Source organism: Prolinoborus fasciculus, from assembly GCF_056724605.1.
This window is the reverse complement of record NZ_JBWZQN010000051.1, coordinates 1-26012: the sequence shown is the minus strand read 5'-3', so window position 1 is coordinate 26012 and position 26012 is coordinate 1. Positions and strand designations below refer to the sequence as shown.

Annotated in this window: 26 protein-coding genes and 2 pseudogenes; 10 read left to right on the top strand and 18 right to left on the bottom strand. The window is 42.3% G+C overall.

What is annotated here, in order from left to right; genetic code table 11:
- Positions 1-152, top strand: a pseudogene (locus tag AC1P5O_RS12180) (IS4-like element ISAba33 family transposase); the annotation flags it as partial.
- 746 nt (positions 153-898) lie between these two features.
- Here AC1P5O_RS12180 and dcd read toward each other — a convergent pair.
- From dcd to AC1P5O_RS12155, 5 genes are all read right to left on the bottom strand, one after another.
- Positions 899-1468, bottom strand: a complete 570-nt coding sequence (gene dcd, locus AC1P5O_RS12175; RefSeq protein WP_004280726.1) for a dCTP deaminase — start codon at positions 1466-1468, stop codon at positions 899-901.
- Positions 1469-1591: 123 nt separating this feature from the next.
- Positions 1592-2185, bottom strand: coding sequence for a LysE family translocator (locus AC1P5O_RS12170; protein ID WP_004732019.1), 594 nt, complete (start codon positions 2183-2185; stop codon positions 1592-1594).
- A gap of 257 nt (positions 2186-2442) precedes the next feature.
- Complete coding sequence (gene apbC, locus AC1P5O_RS12165; RefSeq protein WP_005265950.1) at positions 2443-3702, bottom strand: iron-sulfur cluster carrier protein ApbC; 1260 nt, start codon at positions 3700-3702, stop codon at positions 2443-2445.
- A gap of 193 nt (positions 3703-3895) precedes the next feature.
- Positions 3896-4718 (bottom strand): IS5 family transposase gene (locus AC1P5O_RS12160; RefSeq protein ID WP_168387000.1). Its coding sequence is split into 2 segments (ribosomal slippage): positions 3896-4336 and positions 4338-4718, totalling 822 coding nucleotides; the frame shifts between segments, so codons are not numbered across the junction.
- A gap of 146 nt (positions 4719-4864) precedes the next feature.
- Complete coding sequence (locus AC1P5O_RS12155) at positions 4865-5662, bottom strand: putative sodium/potassium/calcium exchanger (RefSeq protein WP_004732024.1); 798 nt, start codon at positions 5660-5662, stop codon at positions 4865-4867.
- Between the two features lie 310 nt (positions 5663-5972).
- Between AC1P5O_RS12155 and metG the strand changes: the two genes are divergently transcribed.
- Positions 5973-8033 (top strand): methionine--tRNA ligase, encoded by a 2061-nt coding sequence (gene metG / locus AC1P5O_RS12150; RefSeq protein WP_004732025.1) that lies wholly within the window; start codon positions 5973-5975, stop codon positions 8031-8033.
- Positions 8034-8175: 142 nt separating this feature from the next.
- A complete protein-coding gene (locus AC1P5O_RS12145) occupies positions 8176-8532 on the top strand; it encodes a hypothetical protein (RefSeq protein WP_004280734.1) in 357 nt (118 codons plus the stop codon).
- 54 nt (positions 8533-8586) lie between these two features.
- Here the strand turns inward: AC1P5O_RS12145 and AC1P5O_RS12140 are convergent, their stop codons facing one another.
- Positions 8587-8736 (bottom strand): hypothetical protein, encoded by a 150-nt coding sequence (locus AC1P5O_RS12140; RefSeq protein ID WP_004280735.1) that lies wholly within the window; start codon positions 8734-8736, stop codon positions 8587-8589.
- A 235-nt stretch (positions 8737-8971) separates the two neighbouring features.
- On the opposite strand from AC1P5O_RS12140, the gene AC1P5O_RS12135 reads away from it, so the two are divergent.
- Positions 8972-9952: an MBL fold metallo-hydrolase gene (locus AC1P5O_RS12135; RefSeq protein ID WP_004732028.1), complete on the top strand. Its 981-nt coding sequence runs from the start codon at positions 8972-8974 to the stop codon at positions 9950-9952.
- A 448-nt stretch (positions 9953-10400) separates the two neighbouring features.
- On the top strand, positions 10401-11588 hold the full coding sequence (locus AC1P5O_RS12130; protein WP_004732030.1) for an ammonium transporter: 1188 nt from the start codon (positions 10401-10403) through the stop codon (positions 11586-11588).
- Positions 11589-11657: 69 nt separating this feature from the next.
- Here the strand turns inward: AC1P5O_RS12130 and AC1P5O_RS12125 are convergent, their stop codons facing one another.
- Positions 11658-12281, bottom strand: a complete 624-nt coding sequence (locus AC1P5O_RS12125) for a LysE family translocator (protein WP_004732032.1) — start codon at positions 12279-12281, stop codon at positions 11658-11660.
- Between the two features lie 102 nt (positions 12282-12383).
- The gene (locus AC1P5O_RS12120) at positions 12384-12566 is read right to left on the bottom strand and encodes an NF038215 family lipoprotein (RefSeq protein ID WP_004732034.1); all 183 of its coding nucleotides are present in this window, start codon (positions 12564-12566) and stop codon (positions 12384-12386) included.
- A 180-nt stretch (positions 12567-12746) separates the two neighbouring features.
- Here AC1P5O_RS12120 and AC1P5O_RS12115 point away from each other — a divergent pair, with 180 nt between their 5' ends.
- Complete coding sequence (locus AC1P5O_RS12115) at positions 12747-13628, top strand: 1-aminocyclopropane-1-carboxylate deaminase/D-cysteine desulfhydrase (protein ID WP_262466784.1); 882 nt, start codon at positions 12747-12749, stop codon at positions 13626-13628.
- On the opposite strand, the gene AC1P5O_RS12110 is transcribed toward AC1P5O_RS12115, so the two are convergent.
- Positions 13625-13948 (bottom strand): DUF4870 family protein, encoded by a 324-nt coding sequence (locus tag AC1P5O_RS12110; RefSeq protein WP_004280743.1) that lies wholly within the window; start codon positions 13946-13948, stop codon positions 13625-13627. The genes AC1P5O_RS12115 and AC1P5O_RS12110 overlap by 4 nt on opposite strands.
- A gap of 187 nt (positions 13949-14135) precedes the next feature.
- Between AC1P5O_RS12110 and AC1P5O_RS12105 the strand changes: the two genes are divergently transcribed.
- The gene (locus AC1P5O_RS12105; RefSeq protein ID WP_004732039.1) at positions 14136-15335 is read left to right on the top strand and encodes a BaiN/RdsA family NAD(P)/FAD-dependent oxidoreductase; all 1200 of its coding nucleotides are present in this window, start codon (positions 14136-14138) and stop codon (positions 15333-15335) included.
- 29 nt (positions 15336-15364) lie between these two features.
- Here the strand turns inward: AC1P5O_RS12105 and AC1P5O_RS12100 are convergent, their stop codons facing one another.
- From AC1P5O_RS12100 to eat, 7 genes are all read right to left on the bottom strand, one after another.
- Entirely contained in the window at positions 15365-15514 is a 150-nt protein-coding gene (locus AC1P5O_RS12100; RefSeq protein ID WP_004732041.1) for a hypothetical protein, read from the bottom strand.
- 129 nt (positions 15515-15643) lie between these two features.
- The gene (locus tag AC1P5O_RS12095; RefSeq protein ID WP_004732043.1) at positions 15644-15811 is read right to left on the bottom strand and encodes a hypothetical protein; all 168 of its coding nucleotides are present in this window, start codon (positions 15809-15811) and stop codon (positions 15644-15646) included.
- A 68-nt stretch (positions 15812-15879) separates the two neighbouring features.
- Entirely contained in the window at positions 15880-17826 is a 1947-nt protein-coding gene (locus AC1P5O_RS12090) for a mechanosensitive ion channel (RefSeq protein ID WP_004732045.1), read from the bottom strand.
- Positions 17827-18027: 201 nt separating this feature from the next.
- On the bottom strand, positions 18028-18360 hold the full coding sequence (locus AC1P5O_RS12085) for a hypothetical protein (protein WP_129717675.1): 333 nt from the start codon (positions 18358-18360) through the stop codon (positions 18028-18030).
- 138 nt (positions 18361-18498) lie between these two features.
- Positions 18499-19314 carry an ethanolamine ammonia-lyase subunit EutC gene (eutC, locus tag AC1P5O_RS12080; protein ID WP_004732047.1) on the bottom strand — a complete coding sequence of 272 codons (816 nt, stop codon included), beginning with the start codon at positions 19312-19314 and terminating at the stop codon, positions 18499-18501.
- Between the two features lie 9 nt (positions 19315-19323).
- The gene (locus AC1P5O_RS12075; RefSeq protein WP_004732049.1) at positions 19324-20709 is read right to left on the bottom strand and encodes an ethanolamine ammonia-lyase subunit EutB; all 1386 of its coding nucleotides are present in this window, start codon (positions 20707-20709) and stop codon (positions 19324-19326) included.
- A gap of 27 nt (positions 20710-20736) precedes the next feature.
- Positions 20737-22110 (bottom strand): ethanolamine permease, encoded by a 1374-nt coding sequence (gene eat / locus AC1P5O_RS12070; protein ID WP_392390033.1) that lies wholly within the window; start codon positions 22108-22110, stop codon positions 20737-20739.
- Positions 22111-22315: 205 nt separating this feature from the next.
- Between eat and AC1P5O_RS12065 the strand changes: the two genes are divergently transcribed.
- The gene (locus AC1P5O_RS12065) at positions 22316-22738 is read left to right on the top strand and encodes a hypothetical protein (RefSeq protein ID WP_004280758.1); all 423 of its coding nucleotides are present in this window, start codon (positions 22316-22318) and stop codon (positions 22736-22738) included.
- A gap of 108 nt (positions 22739-22846) precedes the next feature.
- Positions 22847-23209 (top strand): annotated as a pseudogene (locus tag AC1P5O_RS12060) (transposase domain-containing protein); the annotation flags it as partial.
- Between the two features lie 174 nt (positions 23210-23383).
- On the opposite strand, the gene AC1P5O_RS12055 reads toward AC1P5O_RS12060, so the two are convergent.
- Entirely contained in the window at positions 23384-24145 is a 762-nt protein-coding gene (locus tag AC1P5O_RS12055; protein WP_004732056.1) for a ferredoxin--NADP reductase, read from the bottom strand.
- 85 nt (positions 24146-24230) lie between these two features.
- Between AC1P5O_RS12055 and gigC the strand changes: the two genes are divergently transcribed.
- Entirely contained in the window at positions 24231-25109 is an 879-nt protein-coding gene (gene gigC, locus AC1P5O_RS12050) for a LysR family transcriptional regulator GigC (RefSeq protein ID WP_004280761.1), read from the top strand.
- A gap of 39 nt (positions 25110-25148) precedes the next feature.
- Here gigC and AC1P5O_RS12045 read toward each other — a convergent pair whose 3' ends face one another.
- On the bottom strand, positions 25149-25871 hold the full coding sequence (locus tag AC1P5O_RS12045) for a cold shock domain-containing protein (protein WP_004732058.1): 723 nt from the start codon (positions 25869-25871) through the stop codon (positions 25149-25151).
- Between the last annotated feature and the right edge of the window lie 141 nt (positions 25872-26012).

The following is a 26012-nucleotide window of genomic DNA, read 5'->3' as shown; positions in this document are numbered from 1 at the left end:
ATGGACGACTCTCAATGAGTTTATTTCGCTATGGTTTAGACTATGTTCAAATGGCGATTCAGCGTTTAATTGGTTTTGGGAAAAAAGAAGAGTTTAAGGAAATTTTGGCAATTTTAAGAAGGCAGAATCCTGATAGGATAAGGGTTCTGTGAAATTTGTCGTGTACAGAGTAATAATCAACTAATTCTTGCTTAAATGCGTCCCGGTTAGCTTGTGTGTCATAAGTATTCTTAATCGTATTATAGTTATCATTATAAAAATCAGTTTTTAAGGTATCATAGGCTTGCTGATACTCAGTTGCATAATTCTGCGTTCTTTCAACATGAAAAGCATTATCATATGTAGATTTATAAACTTTGTCGTATACACGCTGCCCAAGTTGGTTGTAATTCTCACCCGTCGGGATAATACGAATAAAGCCTGTATCTGCTTGTCCGGGGTTTTCAATGCCTCTGGCATAACTAGAACTAGCAGAAAGATCTTTAGGACCTTGAAACACCATTTTAAAATCATCAAGTACCAGCGCAACACCCTCACCGGTGGTGTCAGAAAGAGAAGAATCTGATAATTCCTGCATCGCATGTGCAGAAGGCAACAGGCTGAAACCGATTGTCATCGCCAAATAACTTTTGCGAAATTTAAATATATCTTTTATCTGAGCCATCTCACTCTTTCCTTTTTATTCGATGCTCCGCACCTTATGCTTCAGCTTCCCAGCCGCCAATCTTTGATTTTTTATAATGCATTGCATATTTTTTATGGTTATGCGGAATCCATTATGCTGATTTTTAATACAGATGCCAAAGCCAATTAGGCGAAAAATAGCAGTTTCCGATGAATGAAAATCTCAAAAAAATAAACGGGACATAAAGTCCCGTCATTCAATATTTTAAAACAATTAGGTCTTCGGCAAAGTAACGCCTGTCTGACCTTGATATTTACCACCACGATCTTTATACGAGGTTTCACAGACTTCATCAGATTCAAAAAATAGCATTTGCGCTACACCTTCACCTGCATAAATACGCGCAGGAAGATTGGTCGTATTTGAAAACTCTAAAGTTACGTGTCCTTCCCACTCTGGCTCAAGCGGAGTCACGTTAACAATGATGCCACAACGCGCATAAGTCGATTTGCCCAAGCACACGGTCAAGACATTACGTGGAATGCGGAAATATTCGATCGTACGCGCCAAAGCAAACGAGTTAGGCGGAATGATACAAACATCCGACTCGATATCAATAAAGCTGCGTTCATCAAAGTTCTTCGGATCAACAATTGCAGAATGCACATTGGTGAATACTTTAAATTCACGCGCACAACGCACGTCATAACCGTAGCTAGATACGCCATACGAAATCAGCTTTTGACCATTTTCATCCAAACGTACCTGGTTTTCTGCATACGGTTCAATCATGCCGTGTTTTTCGCTCATTTCGCGAATCCAACGATCAGACTTAATTGCCATTGATATAATCCAAAAATCTTAAAAACAAGTTATTGCGACGTACTTTAACTGAAATTGACACTAATGAAAATAAGTGAAAGTCTTAGAGCTCAAGTTACCAAAAAATTGCTGATTGAGATCAGCTTATAAACTTAAAAGTGCAGAATAGCTTAAAGGAATGGAAAAGCTCATTAGCACCAGCGAAGCCGTTTTTTGCAAGTTTTTCTGGTTCAGCCAGCGGCTGTTTTTTCTGGCCAGGATTGAACCCAGAAAAGTCCAGAAGAATGCAATCGGGATCAACAGAAGCAAGAAAACCAGCATATGAGTCACATAATGTTGGCCGCTTTTCCAGACAATGACAGGAAAGATCGCTGAGGCAAATAAAAGTGCTTTAGGATTAAGCAAGGTTGCCAAAAATAATTCTCGTGCGCGAATCGAGACATTTTCAAGATTTTCGCTTATTTCTGCAGTCCGCCATAATTTCACAGCGAGAAATAGAATATAGCCAGCACTAAAAAGTTTGAGAATGGTCGGTAAAAGCGGAAGATGAACGGAAATTTTTCCGATCAGAATGCCCCATAAGCTAATGGCAATCAGATAACCAAAGGCTTCCGCAGGAATTAAACGAAATGTTTTTTTAAATCCGACCTGAATGCCTGAAGATGCCAATAAGGTATTGGTTGGGCCTGGTGTTAAAAGAATGGTTGCCACTAAACCAATAAAAAACCATGAAATCATAGTTTGACCTCGCTCTAATCCGAGTAGCATAGAAGAATTCGGTCAGTGCTGCAAAAAAATAATTGTAAGAGAACATATGATCTAAAATTTAAATTTATTTATTTTAATTAATTCAAATATTTATATAAGCTTTCAGGATAAACACCCGATAGTCATTTCAGTCAATTTCGATCATTTAAATCGAGCTAATTTTAAAAATAAGAAATAAGAAGCCCTAGCTTTTAGCCAAGGCTTAAATATCTGAATTATCTATAGAATTAAAAAATTCGACTATGGTCTTTCTCTGCTTTAGGTAACTGCGCTGCAATTTTCTCTGCAATCAGCATATAGCTTTCTGCAGCAGCATCTCCCGCGATCACTGACGGCGTTCCAGCATCGGCATTTTCACGAATTTTAGCATCCAAAGGTAAACGACCCAATAATGGGACTTGATATTGCTCAGACAGTTTATCGCCACCGCCTGTACCAAAAATCTGTTCCTCAAAACCACAATTTGAGCAGATATGGGTCGACATGTTTTCAATCACGCCCATGATCGGAATCTGCACGCGGTTAAACAATTCAATGCCTTTGGTCGCATCCAGCAAGGCCACGTTTTGTGGCGTTGTCACAATTACTGCGCCCGTTACCGGAATACGCTGCGCGAGAGTTAACTGGATATCACCTGTGCCAGGTGGCATATCAATCATCAGCACATCGAGGTCTGGCCATAGAGTCTGATTGAATAACTGCATTAATGCACCCGTGGCTTTTGGACCACGCCAGGCGACTGGAGTATTGTGGTCTCCAGTTAAATGGCCAATTGATAATACTGCCATTCCATAAGCTTCGATAGGGACAAACTGCTCTGCTTCGATCATTGGCGTTTTGCCGGCATTGCCGAGCATGGTCGGGATACTTGGACCGTAAATGTCGGCATCCAGTACGCCTACGCGCAGGCCTAATTTCTGTAGAGCCAAAGCCAGATTTACAGTCGTGGTCGATTTACCTACGCCACCTTTGCCGGATGACACCAGAATCACATTTTGAATCCTTGGGTGTTTTGGAACATCACGCTGTTGCGGCGCAGCTTTTTGAATAGGTGGATTATTTGGATCAGCTTCTTCAGCTTTTGCAGGCTGTGCCGACGCATCAACCACAGGCGGAAGATTGGGTTTTGCTTCCGCTTTAGGCCCGCTTGAACAGTTTTCACCTTCAGCATGGTTATGCCCGCAACCACCTTCTTTCTTATGTCCAGTTTTCTGCTGAATCACATGCATATTCAGCTCTTGAATACCATATTTTTGCAAAGCTTCCGCCAGTTCATCATGAATCTGTTGCAGCTGCGCTTTTTCTTCTGGATAGGTATTCAAAGTGATTTGCAGAATTTCACCCTGTACATTGACCTGAGTAATACGATCTTTCAAGGCATTGCTAGAATTTGGCAAGATATAGTTTTGCAGTACGTTCTGCACAGCTTCTTCGTTCACCTCCTTGGAAGGCGAAAAAACCGATTTAAGCGAAGAAAGCCAGGACATAGGTTACTCCAAAAATGTAGATCGACATCTGAATGGCCTAGTTTAACGGGGTTTTAGGCGAAGGTTAAGCACTGTATTGGAGAAGATGAAAGAGATATCTTAAATTCCCAACTATTTTACTTGGTTTTTTGAAATATTTTATGAAATCTTGGTGAATAGAAATAATGAAAGAAAAGATCTCTTGCGAAAGTCGTTATTGCAAGTTCATCCGGTTTACCAGTGCAGCGATTAAGTTAATGCGTAAACCGAATCTTTTCCGTCTATTTCGATAGCGTTCACTTAGTATTCTAAATCTTTTCAATTGACTGTTAATATGTTCGATTACAACTCGTATTTTTCCAATCATTTTATTGTAATTTTTCTCAGCATCAAATAAGGGTAAATTCTTCTTTTTCTTTATTGGCATCAATAATTTAAAGCCATCTTGCTCTAACCCATAGTACCCTAAATTGGTCATAACATAGTCACAATGTTTGAATTTCTTAACTGTTTTTCTTGCCAATTTAATATCATGCTGACTGCCAGACGATATATCTACTCCTATGATTTGTTTGCTCTTCGGATGATAGATCACTTGGGCTTTTAACGTATGTTTCTTCTTTTTACCACTGTAGAACTTACTCTGATTTTTTTTTCGGGCGTTCTATTAAACATTCTGTCGCATCAATAATTACCCAGTTAAATTGTTCGTCTGCTGTGGTAATGCTTCGTTTTGGCAGGGTAAAACGTCTTGATTTCATTAATGCATCTTCAACCTTTTTAATAGTTCGATTCACATTACTTTCAGCGATATGGTAATTTGCCGCCAATTCCAATTGGGTGTTGTAGCTCCGTAAGTAATTGAGTGTTAATAATAATTGATCCTCTATAGCTAAAGTATGAGGACGCCCTAATTTCTTTTTAAGTGATTCTGCTTCTTTTAAAACTTCGACCATTTCACTAAAAACTGCTCGAGGTACACCAACCAAGCGCTGGAATTCAGAATCTGAAAAACGATTTAATTTCTGATATTTCATGAAATCTATATTGAGGCAGTTTTTACTTTCGCAAGAGGTCTAAAAGAGAGATGGGACTATTTTGATGTAATAAATTTTTTTTATTTATCTCGAGCGTGTTAAGCCACTTTAACCCTCTGTGATTAAAGTGGCTCTACGATCACAGACTATTTATGATTTTTATTGTTTTCAGATTTGTCCTGTTGATCCTTTTTATTTTTATCCTGATCTTGTTTCGATTCATCCTTTTTGGACTGAGAATTGCTCTTTGAATCTGTATCTTTGGCATCTTGCTGCTGATCAGAATTACTTTCCTTCGCTTGGTTATCTTTCATTTTACTCATCGTATCAGTTGCCATCTGTTTCAGCTCAGCGAACTTAACCGATGCTTCACTGACTAAGTCTGTGATTTTCTGTCTGGTATCTTCAAACTTATGCATGGCTTCATCTTTTAAATTTGCCATACCTGCCTGCTGATCGGTCTGACCATCTTTAGCATGCTGTTTATCTGACTTGTTAGATGATTTATCTTGAGAGGCATGATCTGCTTTGGCCTTTTTCGCATCATCTGAACCTTGCTCAGTATTTTGCTGGTGGTCAGATTTGCCATGTTTTAGCTCATTCAGAAGCTTTTCACCTTTTTGCAATAGTTCCTCACCGATCGCAATCGCTTTGGCTTTTAAGTCATCCATCTTAAAGCTTTCAGTTTTTTTATCTGACTGATTCTCTTGAGAATTGTCTTTTTGTGCTGATTGCTCAGCATTTGTATCTTTGCCGTTGTGCTGAGTATCAGATTTCTGATCAGCATGGGTCTGGGCACTTTGCCCATTCTTATGTTCCTGATTATGCTGTTTATCTATCTCATTTTGCTTTTGCTCTTTTGCAAGTTGATCATTCAATTCGCGTGCATGTTGTTCTTTATCTTGATTTTGCTTCGACGTATTATTTTGGTTCTGCTGAGTCATGAGGTACCCTCCTTAGGCATATCATATAAACAATCAGCCATTTTTTAGCACAAAGCATCACGCGAATCGGGCGAAGTAAGCAAACTGCAACAAAGCCTGTACATGTTGTTGCTATTATTTGCAGAATGTAGCATGAGCTGAGTCAAATCCGTATTGAAAAGCTATATGCTAAGGACGATGCAGGTTTTGTATTCGGTTTTCCAAGTCCATCTATTCGCAGGGTTTCCGTAAAGCATTTCTTTGTAATCCCCTCGGCATCATGTAAAATTATGGCCCATTGCATAATGAATACGAATGAGAGAGTGAATCCGTGCGTAAAATTTTAGTCACCAATGCCCTTCCTTACGCCAATGGCCCGATTCATATGGGTCACTTACTTGGCTATATCCAAGCAGATATTTGGGTACGTGCCATGCGTGCGATGGGTCATGATGTGACTTACGTCTGTGCGGATGATGCTCACGGAACCGCGATCATGCTGCGTGCCGAAGCGAATGGCATTTCACCTGAAGCGCAAATTGCCAATGTGCAAAAAGAACACATTCGTGACTTTGACGGTTTTGGCGTACATTTCGATCATTATGATTCTACGCATAGCGATACCAACCGTGCCCGTGCGTCAGAAATCTATGTGAAAAACCGTGATGCTGGCAATATTGCAGTTCGTCCGGTGACCCAGCTTTTTGATCCTGAAAAAGGCATGTTCCTGTCAGACCGTTTCATTAAAGGCACCTGTCCTAAATGTAAGGCGGAAGATCAGTACGGCGACTCATGTGAAGTCTGCGGTGCAACTTATAATGCGACAGAGTTGTTGAATCCGCATTCCACTTTAAGTGGCGCAACTCCAGTCGAAAAATCATCTGATCATTACTTCTTTAAATTGCCAAATTTTGGTGAATACCTGCAAAAATGGACTCGTGATGAAGGTCGCTTGCCGGTATCGATTGCCAACAAGCTGGACGAATGGTTTGAAAATGGCTTGAACGACTGGGACATCTCACGTGATGCGCCATACTTCGGTTTTGAAATTCCAGATGCGCCAAACAAATATTTCTATGTTTGGGTGGATGCGCCGATTGGTTATATGTCGAGCTTTGAAAACTACATCAAAACCAAACGTCCTGAATTGAATTTTGATGACTACTGGAAAAAAGATTCTGAAAATGAGGTCTATCACTTCATTGGTAAAGACATCGTGTATTTCCATGCCCTGTTCTGGCCCGCAATGCTGGAAGGTGCAAATTACCGTACGCCATCAGGCTTATTCGTAAATGGCTTCCTGACAGTCAACGGTCAGAAGATGTCTAAATCTCGTGGTACCTTTATTAAAGCGGAAACCTATTTAGAGCATTTAAACCCTGAATATCTACGTTATTACTTCGCGTCGAAACTTTCAGACAAAGTTGAAGATTCGGACTTGAACCTGGATGACTTTGTACAAAAAGTGAACTCCGACCTGGTTGGTAAAGTCGTCAACATTGCCAGCCGCTGTGCAAAATTCATCAACACTAAATTTGATAACAAGTTAAGTGCAACATGTGCAGAGCCTGAACTGGTGCAAAGCTTTATTGATGCGGGTGATTCTATTGCAAAAGCATATGAAGACCGTGAGTTCTCGGCAGCGATCCGTGAAATCATGGCACTTGCGGACAAAGCCAACCAGTACATCGATGAGAAAAAGCCTTGGGCACTTGCGAAACAGGAAGGTCAGGAACAACAAGTTCATGACGTATGTTCTGTGGGTATTAACCTGTTCCGTCAATTGGCAGTGTATTTAGCACCTGTATTGCCGACACTGGCTCAACAGGTTCAAGATTTCTTGCAACTTGAAAGCTTCGATTTTGCTTCTCGCGAAACAATTCTAGTGGGTCATGAAATTGCATTGTTCCAGCCGTTGATGCAACGTGTAGATCCAAAAGCTGTTGCGGCAATGGTGGATGCATCTAAAGATTCTTTAGCTGCTCCTGCTGCTGAACCAGCAAAAGCTGAGAAGAAAAAAGAGAAGAAGATTGAAAAGAAAGCTGAACCTAAAGTCGGTGAAGCTGAAATCATTAATATTGATGATTTTATGAAAGTTGACCTGCGTGTTGCTGAAGTTTTGGAAGCGGCTACGGTTGAAGGTTCTGAAAAACTGCTTCAACTCACTTTAAACGTTGGTGAAGCTGAGCCACGTAATGTGTTCAGTGGTATTCGTGAGTTCTACCAACCTGAAGACTTAAAAGGCAAACTGGTGGTAATGGTGGCTAACCTTGCGCCACGCAAGATGCGTTTTGGTATTTCAAACGGTATGGTTTTAGCTGCGGGTAATGGCGATGGTGTTTGGGTGATTTCACCTGAATCTGGTGCTAAACCGGGTGATAAAGTGTCTTAAGATTTCCATTTTAAGCAAAGAAAGCCTCTACGTATGTAGGGGCTTTTTTATATCATCAGTTAAATTTAATTTCTTGATTTTTAATATTTTCAATATAAAATCAATGCGCTTTTTTATTCTTTTATAATTATTCGGGGTAAGCATGAAAAAATTATTAGTTTCAGTTCTAGCGATGTCTACAATTGCATTTACAGGTTGTTCAGTACGTATGGCTGACATGACAGTTGCATCTACTAAAAACTACAACCTAAACTCAAACCAGTTTGTGAAAGGTGAACGCGTTAAAGGCGAAGATAAAGTTCCTGTGATTTTATTCCCACTTGGTATTCCTAACTTCAAAACAGCAGTAGATCGCGCAATTGAAAAAGACCGTTGTGCTGTTGCACTTTCTGATGTGGTAATTACTCAGCTTAATCAAGCATTTATTATTGGTCAGATTGGCTATCGTGTAGAAGGCACTCAAGTGATTGACCGTTCTCAGCCTGAATGTGCTAAATAAGTTTTAAATATAAAAAAGCCTCTATCTCTAGAGGCTTTTTTATTGCTGGGTCACTTAGCCTTGCAACACAAATTCCCAAATCACATAGCCCAGTCCAAAGCCCAGTAGTGAATATAAGGTAATAATGAAAAATACAAAGCTGGCATTGTTTTTTCTTTTCCAAAAACTCATCGCGACACCCAAAGCTTGTTCGTAATACCCCATGTTAACGAGCTTTTCATAAAAAGTGAAATGTATCTAAGCATTTTATTTATAATAATATTTTCATCAAAAATAAATTCTTTACTTTCAAAAAATCAATATACAGATTCAGACTTAATTTTTAGTACAGATGCCAAATCGGCATTGCTATTTAAAAAAATGGTAAATATATTCATATTCTTTTTTGCTGGCATCCGTGCTAATACATAGAATTGACTTTAATTACATAAGAATAGCCATGAAATACTTCACCTCTTCTCTCGTCATGTCACTGCTTGCTTTAGGTTCAATGACGGGTATCTCTCAAACACATGCACAAACCGTTTCTAGCACCCAACAACAAAAACAGGTTCCGGGGTATTATCAGCATAACTTCGGAGATTACCAGATTACTGCCCTGCTGGATGGTAGCAATTATCTGTCCAAAGCCTTATTTAAAGATATTCCAGCAGCCCAAGCCGATCAGATCTTGAAAAAATACTACGTCGATCAGGCCAAAGGCATCCAGACATCCGTGAATGCCTTTCTGGTCAATACAGCCAAAGAACTGGTTCTGGTCGATAGCGGAACTTCAAGCTGTAATGGTCCACACCTAGGTTCAGTGTATTCCAATTTACAGGCTTCAGGGCATAAACCTGAACAGGTCAATGCCATCCTGCTCACGCATTTGCATCCTGACCATGTATGCGGCATCAGCAATAATGGCGTGGCCAATTTTCCCAATGCCAATATTTATGTGTCTCAAACTGAACTGGATTTCTGGATGAATCCTAAAACAGCAGACAAATTACCAAAAGCCAAGCAGGCAGGTTTTTTGGGCACAGTCGATAAAATCAAGAAAGCCATTGCACCCTATCAGGCCAAGAATCAGCTTAAAACCTTTAAAACTGGCGATAAAATCCATGCTTTCGATGTCATCAGTTCGGCTGGACATACACTGGGGCATTTTGGTTTTAGCTTAAAATCACAAGGTCAGCAGATGGTGTTTATTGGAGATATTGTGCACTCACATACGCTGCAGTTTGATCGCCCACAGACCGGCGTTGACTTTGATGTCGATCCGAAAAAGGCGATCGAAACCCGCTTAAAGTATTTTGCTGAATATGCGAAAAACGGTCAGACGGTAGCAGCACCACATTTGCCATTTCCGGGGATTGGACATATTTATTCTAAAGACAATAAAAGCTATCAATGGATTCCGGTACATTTTAAAGATTAATTGAATACTTCAATAATTTTATCTAAGCATGAAACCCTAATTTTTTAGGGTTTCATTTATTTTAAATACCCTTCAGCCAGATTCCCTATGACTTGGTAAATTTAAAACTTGAGTGACGCTTTGAGATTTAAAAGCAATAGTTTCGTTTATTTTTAAATTTTTTCTTAAAAATCTTTCATTTTTCATGTGCACCTTTAGCATGCTTTTTTAGCACCTTTTTTCTTACGATAAATATAAATACCTAAAAATATAATATAAATTTTAATTTTATGAACTCCTGCCATGTCTTAGTTTGGTGCACAAAAATTGTATTGTGCTTTATATCGAGTCTTATCAATTTCAAGAAATTCTTCATCAAAATTTCCCTTGCTTAGCCCTCTTCTACAATCCATTCGCCTCTATATACTGATTTTCTTTTGTGATCCCGCGCACTAAATTGGAACGCACCATGCAAAATATAGACTTATTATTTCTTCTTCTCGGTGCAGTTCTAGTGCTTGCCATGCATGCTGGATTTGCTTTTTTAGAGCTTGGAACAGTTCGACATAAAAACCAGGTCAATGCCTTAAGTAAAATTCTAACCGACTTTGCCATTTCTGCGATCGCCTATTTTTTAGTGGGCTACTATATTGCCTACGGTCAGCACTTTTTCCATGATGCTGCAACCTTGTCTGCCGATCATGGCTACAATCTAATGCGCTGTTTTTTCCTGTTGACCTTTGCTGCAGCGATTCCGGCGATTATCTCTGGAGGGATTGCAGAACGTGCCAAAATGCGTTCACAAGCTTTAGCCACTCTATTCCTGGTTGCGCTGATCTATCCTTTTTTTGAAGGTATGATCTGGAATGGCAACCTTGGTTTTCAGGATTGGCTGACCGATACATTTGGTGCCAGTTTTCATGATTTTGCCGGCTCAGTTGTCGTTCATGCAATGGGCGGCTGGATCGCACTGGCCGCAATAATCCTACTTGGTGCACGTCATGGCCGTTACAAAAAAGATGGCCGGATCACCGCGTATCCTCCTTCATCGATTCCTTTTTTGGCTTTGGGTTCCTGGATTCTGATTGTTGGCTGGTTCGGCTTCAATGTCATGAGCGCGCAGCGGCTGGATGCCATCTCTGGACTGGTCGCCATTAATTCTTTGATGGCCATGGTCGGTGGAACAATAGCAGCCAAAGTTGCGGGGAAAGATGACCCGGGCTTCCTGCATAATGGTCCCTTAGCAGGTCTGGTGGCGATTTGTGCCGGATCAGATGTCGTTCATCCCTTGGGTGCTTTTTTTATCGGGATCAGCGCCGGTATTATTTTTGTGAAACTCTTTACCTATACCCAAAATAAACTCAAAGTAGATGACGTATTGGGAGTCTGGCCTTTACATGGCGTTTGCGGTGCTTTTGGCGGATTAGCTGTAGGTATTTTCGGTCAGCAATGGCTTGGAGGAATGGGAGGAGTTTCTTTAATTTCACAACTCATAGGTACAGTGCTGGCGATTGTCATTGCTTTGGCGGGTGGTTTTTTGGTGTATGGCCTGCTTAAGGTTTTTATGGGTATTCGCCTGACTGAGGAAGAAGAGTTCAATGGTGCAGACTTGTCGATTCATCGTATTTCTGCTAATTCGGAAGAAAATACTTTTTAATAGATATAAAAAAAGCCTCTACGACTAGGGGCCTTTTTTATTTATCAGTAGAGCATCTATATGAAGTAATTACTTCATACCAAAAATTAATTTTAAGCCAAGTACCGTCATAACTGCGCCTGCTGCGCGGTCAAATAAGGCCTTAAACTTCAAATAAACACGACGTGGCTTTTCCGCAGATAATGCAACTGCGACCAGTGAACACCAGCCCGCATCAATAAAGAAACATAGAATTGGCAAAACAAAATAAAAATACGTTGGAATTTCTTTAGGCAACAGCGCAGTAAAAATACTGGCTAGCACAATTGCAATTTTTGGATTGGACAACTGTGTAATTAGACCGGTAGTAAAAGCACGGCGTAAAGACATCTGTTTGCTAATGGTTGTATCCGCTTCGATCGGATCTTTGGCATGTTTAATGATTTTAAACGCCAACCAAAGCAAATATAAACCACCACAAATTTTTAAGGCCAGATAAGCCGAAGGTACTGCCAGTAAAAATGCCTGCAAACCGAGAACCGCCAGCAGACCAAAAATCGCTGCACCGAGACCAGTACCCAATGCAGTAAATAAACCATGTTTACGTGAAATGGCAATTGAATTTTTTGCTACATAAATAGAAGTTGGCCCGGGACTCATTGCGCCTAACATCAGGGCAAAAGCAATCGAACCTAAAATCCAGAATGATTCCACGAGATAACCTGACTTAAAATTGAAGGGCTATTTTAAGCAAAAACCTGAAGATTTGCTGTAAAAATTTCTGGATTTATCATGAATTTTAACGTTTGCAATTACTTAAGGTTTCAACTGATCCTGAGCACTCAAATGCTTGTCTAGCAGTTGATAATCCTGCTCATGTACAGGTACGCCACCAATAATCATGGTACGGGTTTCTGTTTTAGGTTTATTCATCGCATCATCACAGCCCGACAGACTGAGCAACATGCCGACCAACACAACATAGGATAATATTTTCATTATTCTACCCTCCTCAGGGTTTCCTCTGTTTAGATTAGCATTATTGCTTAAATAGTCAGCAGAATATTTGTGACAATCTACAACCAATTCGACAGCGATCAGCTCGCTATTGCCTATTCAAAAGCTCTGATTTTTAGCATTTCCGCTATAATGCCTCCTTCATAAACTTTGCGAACTTTTATGTTTGAAACCATTGCCCAAAATATTCCAGATCAACAGATTAGTTTTCACGATATTACTTTAATAATACGTCGTCTGGATCTGGTTCATCCGCAAATCTCGGGCAACAAGTTTTTTAAACTGAAATACAATTTTCTTGAAGCCAAAAGACAGGGTTATCAGCATATTCTGAGTTTTGGAGGCGCCTACTCCAATCATCTTGCCGCCACTGCATTTGCCGCACAGCAGTTTGGTTTTAAGAGTGTTGGAGTGATTCGGGGTGAAGAACTGGCTGATCGACCATTGAATCCAACATTAGCCACCGCCCAGCAATTCGGGATGAAGTTGCATTTCGTCAGTCGTGATGAATATCGGCGCAAGCAACGGCCTGAGTATTTGGCCGAACTCGCTCGACACTTTCCTGAACATTATGTGATTCCTGAAGGTGGAACCAATGCTTTGGCGATTCAAGGGTGTCAGGAAATATTAAAAGATAGCGATGCGCAATTTGATGTGATTTGTTGTGCAGTAGGCACCGGTGGCACCATCAGCGGATTGATCGAAGCCAGTCACGCGCATCAACAGATCTTAGGATTTTCCGCACTGAAAGGTTCATTTTTAAAAGATGAAGTCGCCCAACTGACGAAAAAAACCAACTGGAACATTCTCGATGATTATTGTTGTGGTGGTTATGCCAAAACCAGTGCAGCCTTGGTGCAGTTTATCCGGGATTTTGAAGCCGAATTTTCAATTCTACTAGAGCAGGTCTACACGGCTAAAATGCTGATGGGGATTTTTGATCTGATCGAGAAAAATTATTTTCCGGCTAGATCAAAACTGCTGGTCATTCATAGTGGCGGTCTGCAAGGTCGTAATATTCCCTTTAATTCTATAGCAATTTAAGCTTGAATCGGTTGATTGTTATTTAAGGCAATTAACCCTTTGACCAAGCGGTAGATATGCCAGATAAAGACCAGAAACACGATCAAGAAACCAATCAAGATCACAGTCAATAAGCCACCGACGATATAGCCCAGCAAACTGATCCAGAAGGTTTTAATTTGCCAATCGACATGACTTTCCAGCCAGGTACCGCGCATTTCATCACGCTTGATATAATTCATCACAATTGCAATAAATGGAGTCAGACCAAGAAAAAATCCTAAAATATAAAGAATATATGTAATCAGATTATATTGTTTTAAATCTTCCACACTTGCCATTCGCTTTTCCTTGTTATTAGGTTTTTAGTTTGTACAAAAACTATGCATGAGTTTTAGGCAGCTTTCAAATATTTTATGTTTAAAATCCACTGCAAATCTGCAATCACAGAACTGATTTTTCTGGAATAGAGAAAGCTGAAATAAAATTGTCTATAATGCTTCCCTTTTCTTCTCCCTTGAGTGTGTAATGTCTTCCAAGCAATACGATGTTCTAGTCATAGGTGCCGGTGCCTCAGGTTTAATGACGGCGTATATGGCTGCGCAACGTGGGCGCAAAGTCGTGGTAGTAGAAAAAGCCAACAAGGTTGGCAAAAAAATCCTGATGTCGGGCGGTGGTAAATGTAACTTCACCAATCTGGAAGTCGAAGCAAGCAATTATATTTCACACAATCCACATTTTGTGATTTCGGCTTTAACGCGTTATACCAACTGGGACTTTATCGGCTTAGTTTGTGAATATGGCATTGCTTATGAAGAGCGCAAACATGGACAGCTGTTTACCTTAAATGGTGCAAAAGATATCTTGTCGATGCTGCTGGCAGAATGTGATAAGACCGGTCTGGTCGATATCAAAACCAGCTGCGAAGTGAAAGCAGTCAATCCAGTAGATGATCAAGGCTTTCAGGTGGCAACCTCACTGGGATACTTTGAAGTTGAATCTGTCGTCGTGGCATCCGGTGGTTTATCGATTCCTACGCTTGGCGGTTCAGGCATTGGCTATGAGATTGCAAAACAGTTTGGACATCACGTCTATCCAACCCGTGCCGGACTGGTTCCATTTACCTTCTCTGACGGATTTAAAGAAGTCACCACGCGCTTAAGCGGCAATGCCGTAGAAGCAACACTCTCGAATGAGCTTAATAGCTTTACCGAAGCGCTACTATTTACCCATCGCGGTTTAAGTGGGCCAAGTTCCCTGCAACTTTCCAACTACTGGAATGTCGGGCAGAGCTTTAAGGTAGATTTTCTTCCAAGTGTTGATCTGTTGGATTTCTTCAAATCCAAAAAACAAAGCCAGCCCAAAGTCTTGTTACGTACACTACTAAATGAATATTTACCGAAAAGTGTGGTGGCTGAATTACAAAGTATAATCTGGACTGAAAGCGCTGAAACTGCCATTGGCAATATCAGTGATGACAAGCTGGAACAGATTGCGGCACGTCTGCATGGCTTTGAAGTGAAACCTTCAGGAACTGAAGGCTACCGTACAGCGGAGGTGACTTTGGGTGGTGTAGACACCACGGAAGTATCCTCAAAAACCATGGAAAGTAAAAAGCAGAAAGGCTTGTATTTTATTGGTGAAGTGCTGGATGTTACCGGACATTTGGGCGGTTATAATTTCCAATGGGCATGGTCATCGGCACATGCCGCATCGGAATATGTTTAATCAATAGATGATCTGGATTGATACTTTATTCATTCCAGATAATCTGTTTTAAACAGGTTGAGATTGGCCGTATTTTTTAAACGGTCAATCGTCAGCTGCATTTTCTGCGCTTCTCGCAGACATAGCGTCAAGTTATCTGCTGAAGATGCCATGAATTTATGTTGTAGTGCTTTCCACATCGTGTTGACCTCCTTTTCTTTATATTTTTAATGCAAGAAAAATACCAAAATCATTTTAGTATTCATTTGAATATTCTATATTTTTTAAAAAATAAATTCTATTCCTGGTGACTGAGCAGGATTGACTCCTCAGTTAAATTCGTCTGTCTCTGGTATTTTCTTATCCAGCTCTCGCTCAGACTGCTCGTCCTGTTTGCTCTTCACAAAAACAAATCGATAGGCAGCGGTAAAAAAGCCAAGCGTAATTCCTGCAATGACTAAAGGAGCCAGAACTTTGTTAGGTTTTTTGGTATTCATTCATTTTTCCTTATGACTGAACAAAATCGACCACATGAGCGTGGTCGATTTTGCTTAAAGATAACAGGTTATTTCAGGTCATCTTTTTTCTGAATAGAACGATCAATATCGACATTCGGCTCTTTTTCTCCAGTTGAACCAAATGGATTATTGACTGGCGGATGAGTCGGATCGACTTTTAGTGAATCTGGTACGGCTTGATCCGCATCCGGATTGACCGGATCAATACCCAATGATTCATCATCCTGCGGTGCAGTGGTAAGGATTGCCGGGGTAGTATGAGATAAATCCGTACCCATAGGCATATTCTTGTCTGAATCCTGATTTGGCATGATGCCTGCTCCTGGAGTTGTGATTGAAGAATCGCTAGTGCCTGTAGCAGTTTGCGAACCACCAGAGGACTGGCTCATTGAGCTATCTGTAGAACTCATACCCATCGCCGCACCTGTAGTACCTGACATGTCGGTTGCACTTGTACCTGTTGTCTTGCCACCTAATCCAGAAAATATGCTGTTCTCAGCTTTTTCTTTGACTGGGTTAGGGTCTTTGGCCTCTCGTTTGGCTTTATCAATCAAATCCGTGAGTACACGTTCCGCAGGTTGACGGCCACCCAGACCAAATGCCAAGGCGAATGCCACTGCTACAGCACCCAAAGTTAAACCAAATGCCAGGTTAACAATCGAATCGGCAATACCCATCGCACGCAGACCCATTGCCACAACCAGCCCCATGATCAAGACACGAACCAAATTGGCTAACCAGCGCGAGCTGTTATATTCACCACGTTGTACGATATTCGCAACAATATTCGCCAGCCAGAAACCGATTACCAGAATCACCGCACCAAGCAGGATGTTGGCACCAAAGTAGATGAACATTGCAATTAGGCCACTGATCTGTTCAAAGCCCAGACGGTTCGCTGCTTCAGAAACTGCAAATAACATGGTGAATAAAACGATCAGGAAACCGACTACACTTGAAAGTTTAGTCGTGCCTAAAAAGCGTTGGATATCCAGTTTGGCAGGAATTTCATCAACACCTGTACCAGCAACTACTTCAACCACCAGACGTGCCACCAGTTTAGACACCACATACGCCAGAATCAGAATCAACGCAGCAGCGATGATATTTGGAATGGCATTCATGATTTCATACAGCATGGCTGTAGCAGGCTGAGAAATAGCTTCAATACCTAATGCTTCAAATGCAATGATCAGTGCCGTAATGATTACCACGGCGAAGATAAATGAACCAATCACCTGAGAAACATTCGAGTTTTTGAAGATGCCTACTTTTTCAGCATGTTGCTGTACGTTCAGACTGTTTAATAGTCCTTCAACAATACCGCGCACAATTTTCGCCAGGATATAACCGACAAAAATGATGACTGCAGCAATGAATATGTTTGGTAAGTAACTAACAACATCGGTCAGCATATTTTGAACTGGTAACAACAGACCGTTGAGACCCAAAATAGACAGCACGATTGGCAAGAACAGTAATAAAATTAACCAGTAAGCAATTTCACTGATGTTTTTACTAATCGGACTGACACCAACTTCAGCACTGAGTTTTTCATCGAGTTGCGTTCGGTCTAGCAGTTTTTGTAGCCCTATCTTGACCAGATTGGCCACAATCCAACCTATGAATCCGACTGCAATTGCACCTAGTAACTGCGGGATAAATAACAGGAACTGCTGGATCATATTACTGAATGGACCGCTGACACTGGTAAGATTAAGCACGTTCAGCGCACCAATCACGGCAATAATCAGAATAATCCAGAACACGACGCGGGCGATAATGCTCTCCACATTGGAGTGATGACCTGTCGCCGTATTTAAATGTGTATTGGTGCCCAGTTTCTGCAAGAGCTTTTTAACACCTGCCGAGACCAGTAACGCAATGATCCAGCCAATTACTAATATGGCAATTGCACTAAGAATGGGATGGAACTGATCCCAGTAGTACATGGCATCGAAGCCACCACGCGGGCTTCTCATATAATCATTCATGTTGTTCTACCCTCTTTGTTATTAAGCTATTTATCTGAAATCGGGGGCATCTCCCTGAAACAATCAGCCCCTTCTTTTTCCGGATTCATATTAGATTTGATGTTTTCAGACTCAAGCTAGGTAGATGGCACTACCTTAAAACATCACCATCCATTTCAAAAAAGCCCCAGTGGTTCACTAGAGCTTTTCAGGTATTTTCAGTTATTGAGTCGCCTGTCCATCAGTCGCAGTTGCTGTTGCTTCTGTGCCATCACCCACGGTTGCTGTAGCTTCCGTTCCATCATTCATGGTGGCGGTGCCTTGTGTAGACTCACCGACCGGAGTTGAATTATTTGGGGTAGCAGGCTGTACATTCGGATTTGGATGTCCTGCAGGAGCATCATTCGCATCTGGATTCATGTCAGCAAACATATAGAACAGTAGTGCGAGTAAAAAAATACCGACCAAAATCAAGATATAAACAGGGATACGCTTTTTCTGCGTCACGTCTGCCTGATGATTTAAAGGTGGTTTTTTATTGAAATCATCGACCATAACCATCCTCACTCTTTGTTATTCATAAGTAGATTTTTAGAATAACAAGCTGTGAATAGGGCTTCTGTGACAAAACATGGTGAGATGGTGACGGGATGTAAGTCACTAATCCATCAGAATTCTCTGCTGGATGCTGCTTTAAAATAGCCGTTTGGCCGGGCTATGCTGCATGTCGACTGGGGTTTGGTGTTCATCTTTCAACTGCACCCCTGAGAGCTGTAACTCACAGGATTTACGCATCAATGCCACCAGTCGCTGGATGGCAATTGGATAGGCCAAGCCCGCAGGACGGACATTGGAAATACAGTTACGCAAGGCATCATGACAGCCCTTAAAAGCATTATAAGTGTAGTAAATTCCCATACTGTCCGGTGAGCTCAAACCTGGCCGTTCGCCAATCAGCATGACCAGCATTTTTGCCTGTAAAATTTCTGCCACTTCATCGCCTAGTGCCACACGACTGCCACGGGCAATCATTAAGGGGGCAATCTGCCAACCTTGTTCTTTGTATGCCTCCAGCAACGCTGGAATAAAATGCAAGCTGTTTTCCTCAATGGCACGTGCCGACAGCCCATCTCCTACAATGATGACCACATCCCAATGTTGCTGATGTTCGGCCCGGTATTGCCGCAACATCATTTTGGATTGTTCTGAAAGCACACGCCCAAGATCGGGACGTTTAAGATAAAGGTCCTTTTCCACAGCCTGACTTTCAATATCCAGAATGGGTAGTCCTATTTTACTCAAACCAGCTTTTAAAGATTCAACATCAAGTGGCTTCAGTACCGCATCTTTGGCTTGCGCATGTGCCAACTGAAATTCCAGACTTGGTCGAGTCGGCAAGCTGCCCCCAGTTCGGCCCAGGGCAATCCGCGCATCGGTAAAAGCTTTTAACTTCTGCCAAGGATTATCCTGTAATTGGGACTCAAATTTCACATCGGCAATCAGTTTCATAGTACTTCCTCAAGACAGGATTAGACGTGAAAATTGCTTCGGTAGCTCGGTCGGCCAGTGCAGCTGATTGGACTGTTGTGCCAAAATGCCTTGCTGTTGTAGCCAGTGGTCAAATTCAGGAGCTGGTTTTAATCCCAGTAATTGCCGGATGTAGAGCGCATCATGAAAGGAGGTCGTCTGATAATTCAGCATCACATCATCTGAACCGGGAATACCCATGATAAAATTCAGTCCGGCATTGGCAAGCAAGGTCAGCAGTACATCCATATCATCCTGATCGGCATCGGCATGGTTGGTGTAGCAAATATCACAACCCATTGGTACACCGAGCAGCTTGCCACAAAAATGGTCTTCCAGTCCGGCCCGGATAATCTGCTTGCCGTTATATAGATATTCCGGCCCGATAAAGCCGACTACAGTATTGACCAGCAAGGGATTAAACTTACGCGCTACAGCGTAGGCACGCGCTTCCACGGTCTGCTGGTCCACGCCATGATGGCCATTGCTGGATAAGGCACTGCCCTGTCCGGTTTCAAAATACATGACATTTTGGCCCACGGTGCCACGTTGCAGACTTAAGGTCGCCTCATAACCTTCCTGCAACAGCGCCAGATTGATGCCGAAACCGGTATTGGCTTTTTCGGTTCCTGCAATGGACTGGAACATTAGATCAATCGGAACATTTTTATTTGCCAGCTGAATGCCAGAAGTAATATGGGTCAAAATACAAGATTGAGTCGGAATATCATATTCCTGAATAACGTGATCGAGCAGTTTAAGCAGCTCGGTCAGGTTCTGCAGATTATCTGTCGCCGGATTAATCCCGATGACCGCATCCCCATTACCATACATCAAGCCATCCAGAATCGAAGCTGAAATTCCCATCAGATCATCAGTCGGATGGTTCGGCTGCAAGCGGGTGGAAAGACGCCCCTCCAGCCCGATGGTATTTCTAAACCGTGTGACTACACGACATTTTTTTGCCACCAGAATCAGATCCTGATTGCGCATGATTTTACTGACAGCAGCCACCATTTCCGGAATCAGGCCCATTTTTAAAGCAGTAAGTTTTTCTGTGGTAGCATCTGAACTGAGTAGCCAGTTACGGAAATCCCCGACAGTAAAATGCGAGATCGGATAAAAGGCATCAGCATCATGTTCATCCATAATCAGGCGGGTGATTTCATCCGCCTCATAAGGAATCACAGCTTCATGCAAAAACTGCTGTAACGGTACTTCTGCCAGACACATTTGTGCAGCGACACGCTCGGTTGCATCCACGGCCGCAATCCCTGCCAGCTGATCACCAGAACGTTCAGGGGTAGCCTTGGCCAATAAGGTTTTTAAATCCTCAAAGACATAATGCTGACTGGCCACATTGATCTGATACAGCATAAGCGTATGCTCCCTCTGCTTGATGATTTAGTTCAGTTCTTTTTCTGCTGCCTCAATACGGGCAAATTCTTCTTCCGGCGTACCGGCCACCAGATGATGACGGCTATACAGCAGGAAATAGAGAATCAGTACCACGTAAATGGCAGCTGCCATCAACCAGACTTTTGGATCGACCAGGAAGCCTGCCACCACTGCAATAGCAGCAAGCACTAAAGCAATCGATGCCGTGACAATACCGCCCGGTGCCTGATAAGGACGTGCCAGATTTGGTCGAGACAGTTTCAGTTTGATATACGACATCATCATCAGCACATAGGAAATGGTGGCACCAAAAACTGCTATCAGAATCAGCAAATCACCTTCACCTGAAAGGGACAACAGGAATCCGATAATGCCCGGAATAATAATGGCCAAATAAGGTGCATGATTGCTGTTGGTTAAGGACAATTTTTTCGGTAAATAACCGGCACGTGAGAGCGCAAAAATTTGACGGGAATAAGCATAGATAATCGAGAAGAAACTGGCGATCAGACCTGCCAGCCCGACAAAATTCACAAAACTCGCCATCCAGGTATTGGCACCATAGACCGCGACCAATGCATCAACCAGTGGCGCACCGGAATCTTTCAGCGTATCTGCACCTGCTGCGCCAGGACCGATTAACAAGATACTTAGCGCAAAGAATGCCAGAATCAGCATGGAACCAATCAGGCCACGCGGCAAGGATTTGGCTGGCTCTTTGGCTTCCTCGGCGGCCAGTGGCACCCCTTCAACTGCCAGAAAAAACCAGATCGCATAAGGCACTGCTGCCCAGATGCCCAGATAGCCCAATGGCAGGAAACTGCTTGCACCCGCAGCTTCTGTACTGACCGCAATATTAAACAGGTTTGCACTATTAAAATGGGGCAACATGCCAAAGATGAACACCATCAAGGCTACCGCAGCAATTGCGGTAATCACGAACATGATTTTGAGTGCCTCACCAGCACCTTTCAGATGCAAGCCCATAAACACTAAATAGCTCACCAGATAAATGATCCAGCCGCCAATGCCAAACAGGGCTTCGCAATAAGCGCCAATGAAACACGCAATTGCTGCTGGAGCGATGGCATATTCAATCAGAATGGCACTTCCGGTCAGATAGCCGCCAAAGGGACCAAAAGCAGTCCGAGCAAAACTGTATCCCCCACCCGCAGTCGGCAGCATGGTCGACATTTCCGACATGGCCAGGCACATACACAGATACATAAATGCCACCACAATGGTCGCAATAAACATACCTCCCCAACCCGCCTGTGCCAGACCAAAATTCCAGCCGGCGAAGTCACCGGAAATCACATATGCGACCCCCAGACCGACGAGAAGCAGCCAACCTACGGCGCCTTTCTTGAGCTGGCGCAAGGCAAAATAATCTTCTGTACTGCTGTTTCAGTCACACCGGTATCAATCACACTTTTTGACTCTGACATAGCAACCTCGTTGTTCCCTGGAGATATGCATAAGCCATACCAGTTCCGTAGGCTTTAGTGAAGACAGTTGAGACGCTGCCTTTCAGTGATGAAATGCGTTATAATTATCCACCTTCTCATTTATACACCCGAGTTATATGGCGTATCGTCAACAAAGTGTATCGCTTGATCTTGATACTGACGTCACACATCAATGTACGCTGCACTACAGTCGTGATCAGCATCTGATTGGAATTATTGAATTTAGCAAGCCAAGCTTCCTGCTTCGCTGGCAGGATCTGGAATATTTCCGTCGTCGTACCGAAGAATTTTCCGTGATGCCTTTTCCGGACTGTGTCAATGCGATGATTATCGATATTCGAGATGTAACGGCATGGCTGGATAATGAAGTGCCGATTATTCCATGGCGCTTACTAGAAGAAGACTGTCCGGTGCGTCTGGTAGTGCCTGCAGACCGTATTGAGCACTATGCCGGATTCTTTGAACCGACCTGGCTCAGCCCCGATGTCGAAACCGCCATTCAGGAAATTCGTGAATCCATGGATATGTTTGTGCATTAAGCTTGAATCGAAAAAACCTCCGCGATGGGCAATGCTTTTCACTTAAATATTTGAATCATCATGGAATTTATTAGAGAATCCGATGGCAGGTTTGGCATCGGATTTTTTATGGTATTTCAGCAGGATATTTTAGATCTTAACAATCTGTTTAAGCTCTCGAATCTGAGTACTTTTATTCACAATATCCCCGTTGAGTGGGTCAAGTCCACACTCAGGTTGAGCAGTCCCGCGACTATTCGCAGGCGGTGCTTGCCTGCGGATCAGGTACTTTGGCTGGTTCTTGGAATGGCGATTTTCCGTGATGTCCTCATCCATGAAGCAGCAAGAAGACTCAATATTTGCACTCAGTGGTTAGCCTCTTATGACTTGCTGACGCGCATTAGTCTAACCAATACACGTAAACATCTTGGTGCAGATTCTGTGGAGTGGCTATTTCACCAGACCGATCAGCACTGGGGACAAGAGCATTATCCGGCTGGGCTGTCGGAACTTAGACAGGGATAGGTAGTTTGTTTTAGAGAGGCCTACAAGGCTTCGGAGAGTCAAAATGTTAAAAAACCGTTATCCCTTAGATCACAATGCCGCTCCTGTTAAAGGAACCGCATTGCCTTCAAGCAGGGGGTTTTGCTCGTAAATCCTTCAACCTTACCAGTAATTCTCGACCGCAATATTTCCTTCACCACGACGGTTCATGGTCAGGCCACGAGCTTTTAAGGCTTCTTTGGTATCATCGACCATATCCGGGTTACCACAAAGCATGACATGCGTCGTTTCCGGATTAAACGCGATACCTGCTGCCTTTTCCAGCTCACCATTGGCAATCAAAATCGGTAAACGGTCGTGCAAAGGTGCATCAGGCTCACGGGTAATAATCGGGATAAACTTAAAACCGGTATGTCCTTCACCAAAGGTCTCGGCGATTTCCTGAATCCGGTCTACATAAGCGAGTTCTGCCCGGGTGCGCACACTATAAACCAGATTGATTTTTTCGTATTTTCTCCAGGTTTCAAAGTCTTGCAACATACAAATAAACGGTGCCAGCCCCGTGCCGGTACCCAGTAACCACAAGTCTTTAGGCAAAGGCAATTGATAACGTGCCAGAGTCAGATAACCATAAGGAATTTTTTCCAGATGCAGCACATCCCCGACTTTGAGGTGCTGTAAATTGGAAGTAAATTTACCTTCTGGAACGACAATCGAGAAAAACTCCAGAGTTTCATCAAAAGGAGATGACACTACCGAATAGGCACGAACCACCAGTTCATCCCCCACTTGCAAACCAATACGCGCAAACTGCCCTGCGGTAAACTTAAAATGTGCCGGGCGTGTCATCGTAAAACTAAATAATGTATTGGTCCAACGGTGTACAGATAAAACTTTTTCTCGGGTAAATTTTTCAATTGACATGATTTCAACGTGGCATGAAAGACTGTGCTCATGGTAGCATGGCAACATAATTTATTAATATTTTTTAAATGTTAAGGCTCTACTCATGCGCATGACTTTACGCCAATTGGCTGTTTTTGTAGCAGTGGCACAAGAGGGTACCGTAACGAAGGCTAGCGATGCCGTCAAGCTTACACAAAGTGCGGCTAGTATGGCTTTAGCAGATCTGGAAGATGGTCTGGGTGCTCCACTATTTGACCGTCTAGGCAAACGTTTACAGCTAAATGACCTAGGGCGCTTTCTTCTCCCTCAAGCCCTGGAAATTTTAGGTCGTTGTGAATCTTTTGAACAAGTCGCTAAAGGTGAGCTTCAAAGTATAGATTTACGTTTAGGTGCAACCCTGACGATTTCAGATTACCTGATTCCTGACCTGATGGCCGATTTCTTGAAAATCAAGCCACAAGCACATTTACAGCTTCAAGTCGGTAATACCCGTCAAATGATTGAAGCGGTGAATCAGTTCCAGCTGGATCTTGCCTTAATTGAAGGTTCCTGTCATCTGCCACAGCTCCAATGTATCCATTGGCGTGATGATGAGCTGGCCGTATGCTGTGCACCGGATCATCCTCTTGCGCAATTGAACCGTGAACTAACCGCTGAAGATTTCAAATCTGTTGAATGGATTTTGCGTGAAGAAGGTTCAGGTACCCGTGAAGTGTTTGATAATGCCATCTTAAAAGATGTGCCGGATGCCAATATCCGTCTAACACTCGGTCATAATGAGGCGATTTTAAAAATCGTAGCAGGTGGAATCGGTATGTCCTGTATTTCCAAACTTGCGATTGAGCCTTTACGTGAAAAAGGTCAATTGGTGATTCTGGATACACCATTCTGGTCGCTGACTCGTCCTCTATTCATGCTGGTACATCGCCAGAAATATCAGGGTCCAGGTCTGAGAGCCTTTATGAATTTTTGTGAAAGCTAAAATATTAAAAGCACCATAAGGTGCTTTTTTTATGATTTATCAAAACTGACTTTCACATGGTATCCCATCTCCGTCACCATCCATTTTGGTATTTGGACAGTTACGAATAAAAAATAATGCTTCCTCATAAGAACCCATCTGACTACAGTGTTCCCGACCATCGCATTTAAATTGAGAGACAGATGGTGAAGCCGTTTCTGAAGTTTTCGGATTAACGAGGTTACTTTGGCTTCTTAACTCAGTGCCGCGATTTTCCAGGTTCTTCCTACCCTGCTCAGATAATCCTTGCATAGGTAGATCACCTTGCGCTGCTCGCTGTTCAGCGACAATTCGTTGCTGCTCTACCATCAGTCCTTCCAGCTTTTGCTGTTTTTGAACTTGGTAGCTTTGGTATTTGTTATAAACAAGAACAGCAAGAATCACCATAATCACCAGTCCTGATATTGTGATTATTTTTGATGTAGTTGATGATTTTTTCTTTTCATAACGTAGAGAAGCTCTGGTTTCAGTATCTCCATGTAGATCATTGTTTTGTGTAACAGGAACTTCTTGCTTAATATCCAAGCGAATAATATGGTTTGCCTTAAACTTTCCATTATCTTCCACAATCAAAAACTTTAATTTTTCCCCCATTTTTGGCGGAATATTTTTATTGGGAAAGTCTTTGACATGGAAAAATAAATCTTTGGATTGCCCTTCGATCTGAATAAAACCAAAACCACGATCTTCGTTATAGGTTTTGATTTTCCCCTCTTGAAACATAATTCGCTCTTATCTTTAACCTGAGTTCGATGAAATATTTTAGCTTTTTAGCAAGTTTTGGAAAGTTGGCTTATTTGGATTTAAGCAATAAGCCACTATAGCAGCCATAATATTCACCATAAAGTTATTCACCGAACGATG

Coding starts and splice junctions, on each gene's coding strand:
- dcd (WP_004280726.1), bottom strand. CDS start 1,468: ATGGCAATTAAGTCTGATCGTTGGATTCGCGAAATGAGCGAAAAACAC.
- AC1P5O_RS12170 (WP_004732019.1), bottom strand. CDS start 2,185: ATGATTTCATGGTTTTTTATTGGTTTAGTGGCAACCATTCTTTTAACA.
- apbC (WP_005265950.1), bottom strand. CDS start 3,702: ATGTCCTGGCTTTCTTCGCTTAAATCGGTTTTTTCGCCTTCCAAGGAG.
- AC1P5O_RS12155 (WP_004732024.1), bottom strand. CDS start 5,662: ATGACTCAGCAGAACCAAAATAATACGTCGAAGCAAAATCAAGATAAA.
- AC1P5O_RS12145 (WP_004280734.1), top strand. CDS start 8,176: ATGAAAAAATTATTAGTTTCAGTTCTAGCGATGTCTACAATTGCATTT.
- AC1P5O_RS12140 (WP_004280735.1), bottom strand. CDS start 8,736: ATGGGGTATTACGAACAAGCTTTGGGTGTCGCGATGAGTTTTTGGAAA.
- AC1P5O_RS12135 (WP_004732028.1), top strand. CDS start 8,972: ATGAAATACTTCACCTCTTCTCTCGTCATGTCACTGCTTGCTTTAGGT.
- AC1P5O_RS12130 (WP_004732030.1), top strand. CDS start 10,401: ATGCAAAATATAGACTTATTATTTCTTCTTCTCGGTGCAGTTCTAGTG.
- AC1P5O_RS12120 (WP_004732034.1), bottom strand. CDS start 12,566: ATGAAAATATTATCCTATGTTGTGTTGGTCGGCATGTTGCTCAGTCTG.
- AC1P5O_RS12115 (WP_262466784.1), top strand. CDS start 12,747: ATGTTTGAAACCATTGCCCAAAATATTCCAGATCAACAGATTAGTTTT.
- AC1P5O_RS12110 (WP_004280743.1), bottom strand. CDS start 13,948: ATGGCAAGTGTGGAAGATTTAAAACAATATAATCTGATTACATATATT.
- AC1P5O_RS12105 (WP_004732039.1), top strand. CDS start 14,136: ATGTCTTCCAAGCAATACGATGTTCTAGTCATAGGTGCCGGTGCCTCA.
- AC1P5O_RS12100 (WP_004732041.1), bottom strand. CDS start 15,514: ATGTGGAAAGCACTACAACATAAATTCATGGCATCTTCAGCAGATAAC.
- AC1P5O_RS12095 (WP_004732043.1), bottom strand. CDS start 15,811: ATGAATACCAAAAAACCTAACAAAGTTCTGGCTCCTTTAGTCATTGCA.
- AC1P5O_RS12090 (WP_004732045.1), bottom strand. CDS start 17,826: ATGAATGATTATATGAGAAGCCCGCGTGGTGGCTTCGATGCCATGTAC.
- AC1P5O_RS12085 (WP_129717675.1), bottom strand. CDS start 18,360: ATGGTCGATGATTTCAATAAAAAACCACCTTTAAATCATCAGGCAGAC.
- eutC (WP_004732047.1), bottom strand. CDS start 19,314: ATGAAACTGATTGCCGATGTGAAATTTGAGTCCCAATTACAGGATAAT.
- AC1P5O_RS12075 (WP_004732049.1), bottom strand. CDS start 20,709: ATGCTGTATCAGATCAATGTGGCCAGTCAGCATTATGTCTTTGAGGAT.
- AC1P5O_RS12065 (WP_004280758.1), top strand. CDS start 22,316: ATGGCGTATCGTCAACAAAGTGTATCGCTTGATCTTGATACTGACGTC.
- AC1P5O_RS12055 (WP_004732056.1), bottom strand. CDS start 24,145: ATGTCAATTGAAAAATTTACCCGAGAAAAAGTTTTATCTGTACACCGT.
- gigC (WP_004280761.1), top strand. CDS start 24,231: ATGCGCATGACTTTACGCCAATTGGCTGTTTTTGTAGCAGTGGCACAA.
- AC1P5O_RS12045 (WP_004732058.1), bottom strand. CDS start 25,871: ATGTTTCAAGAGGGGAAAATCAAAACCTATAACGAAGATCGTGGTTTT.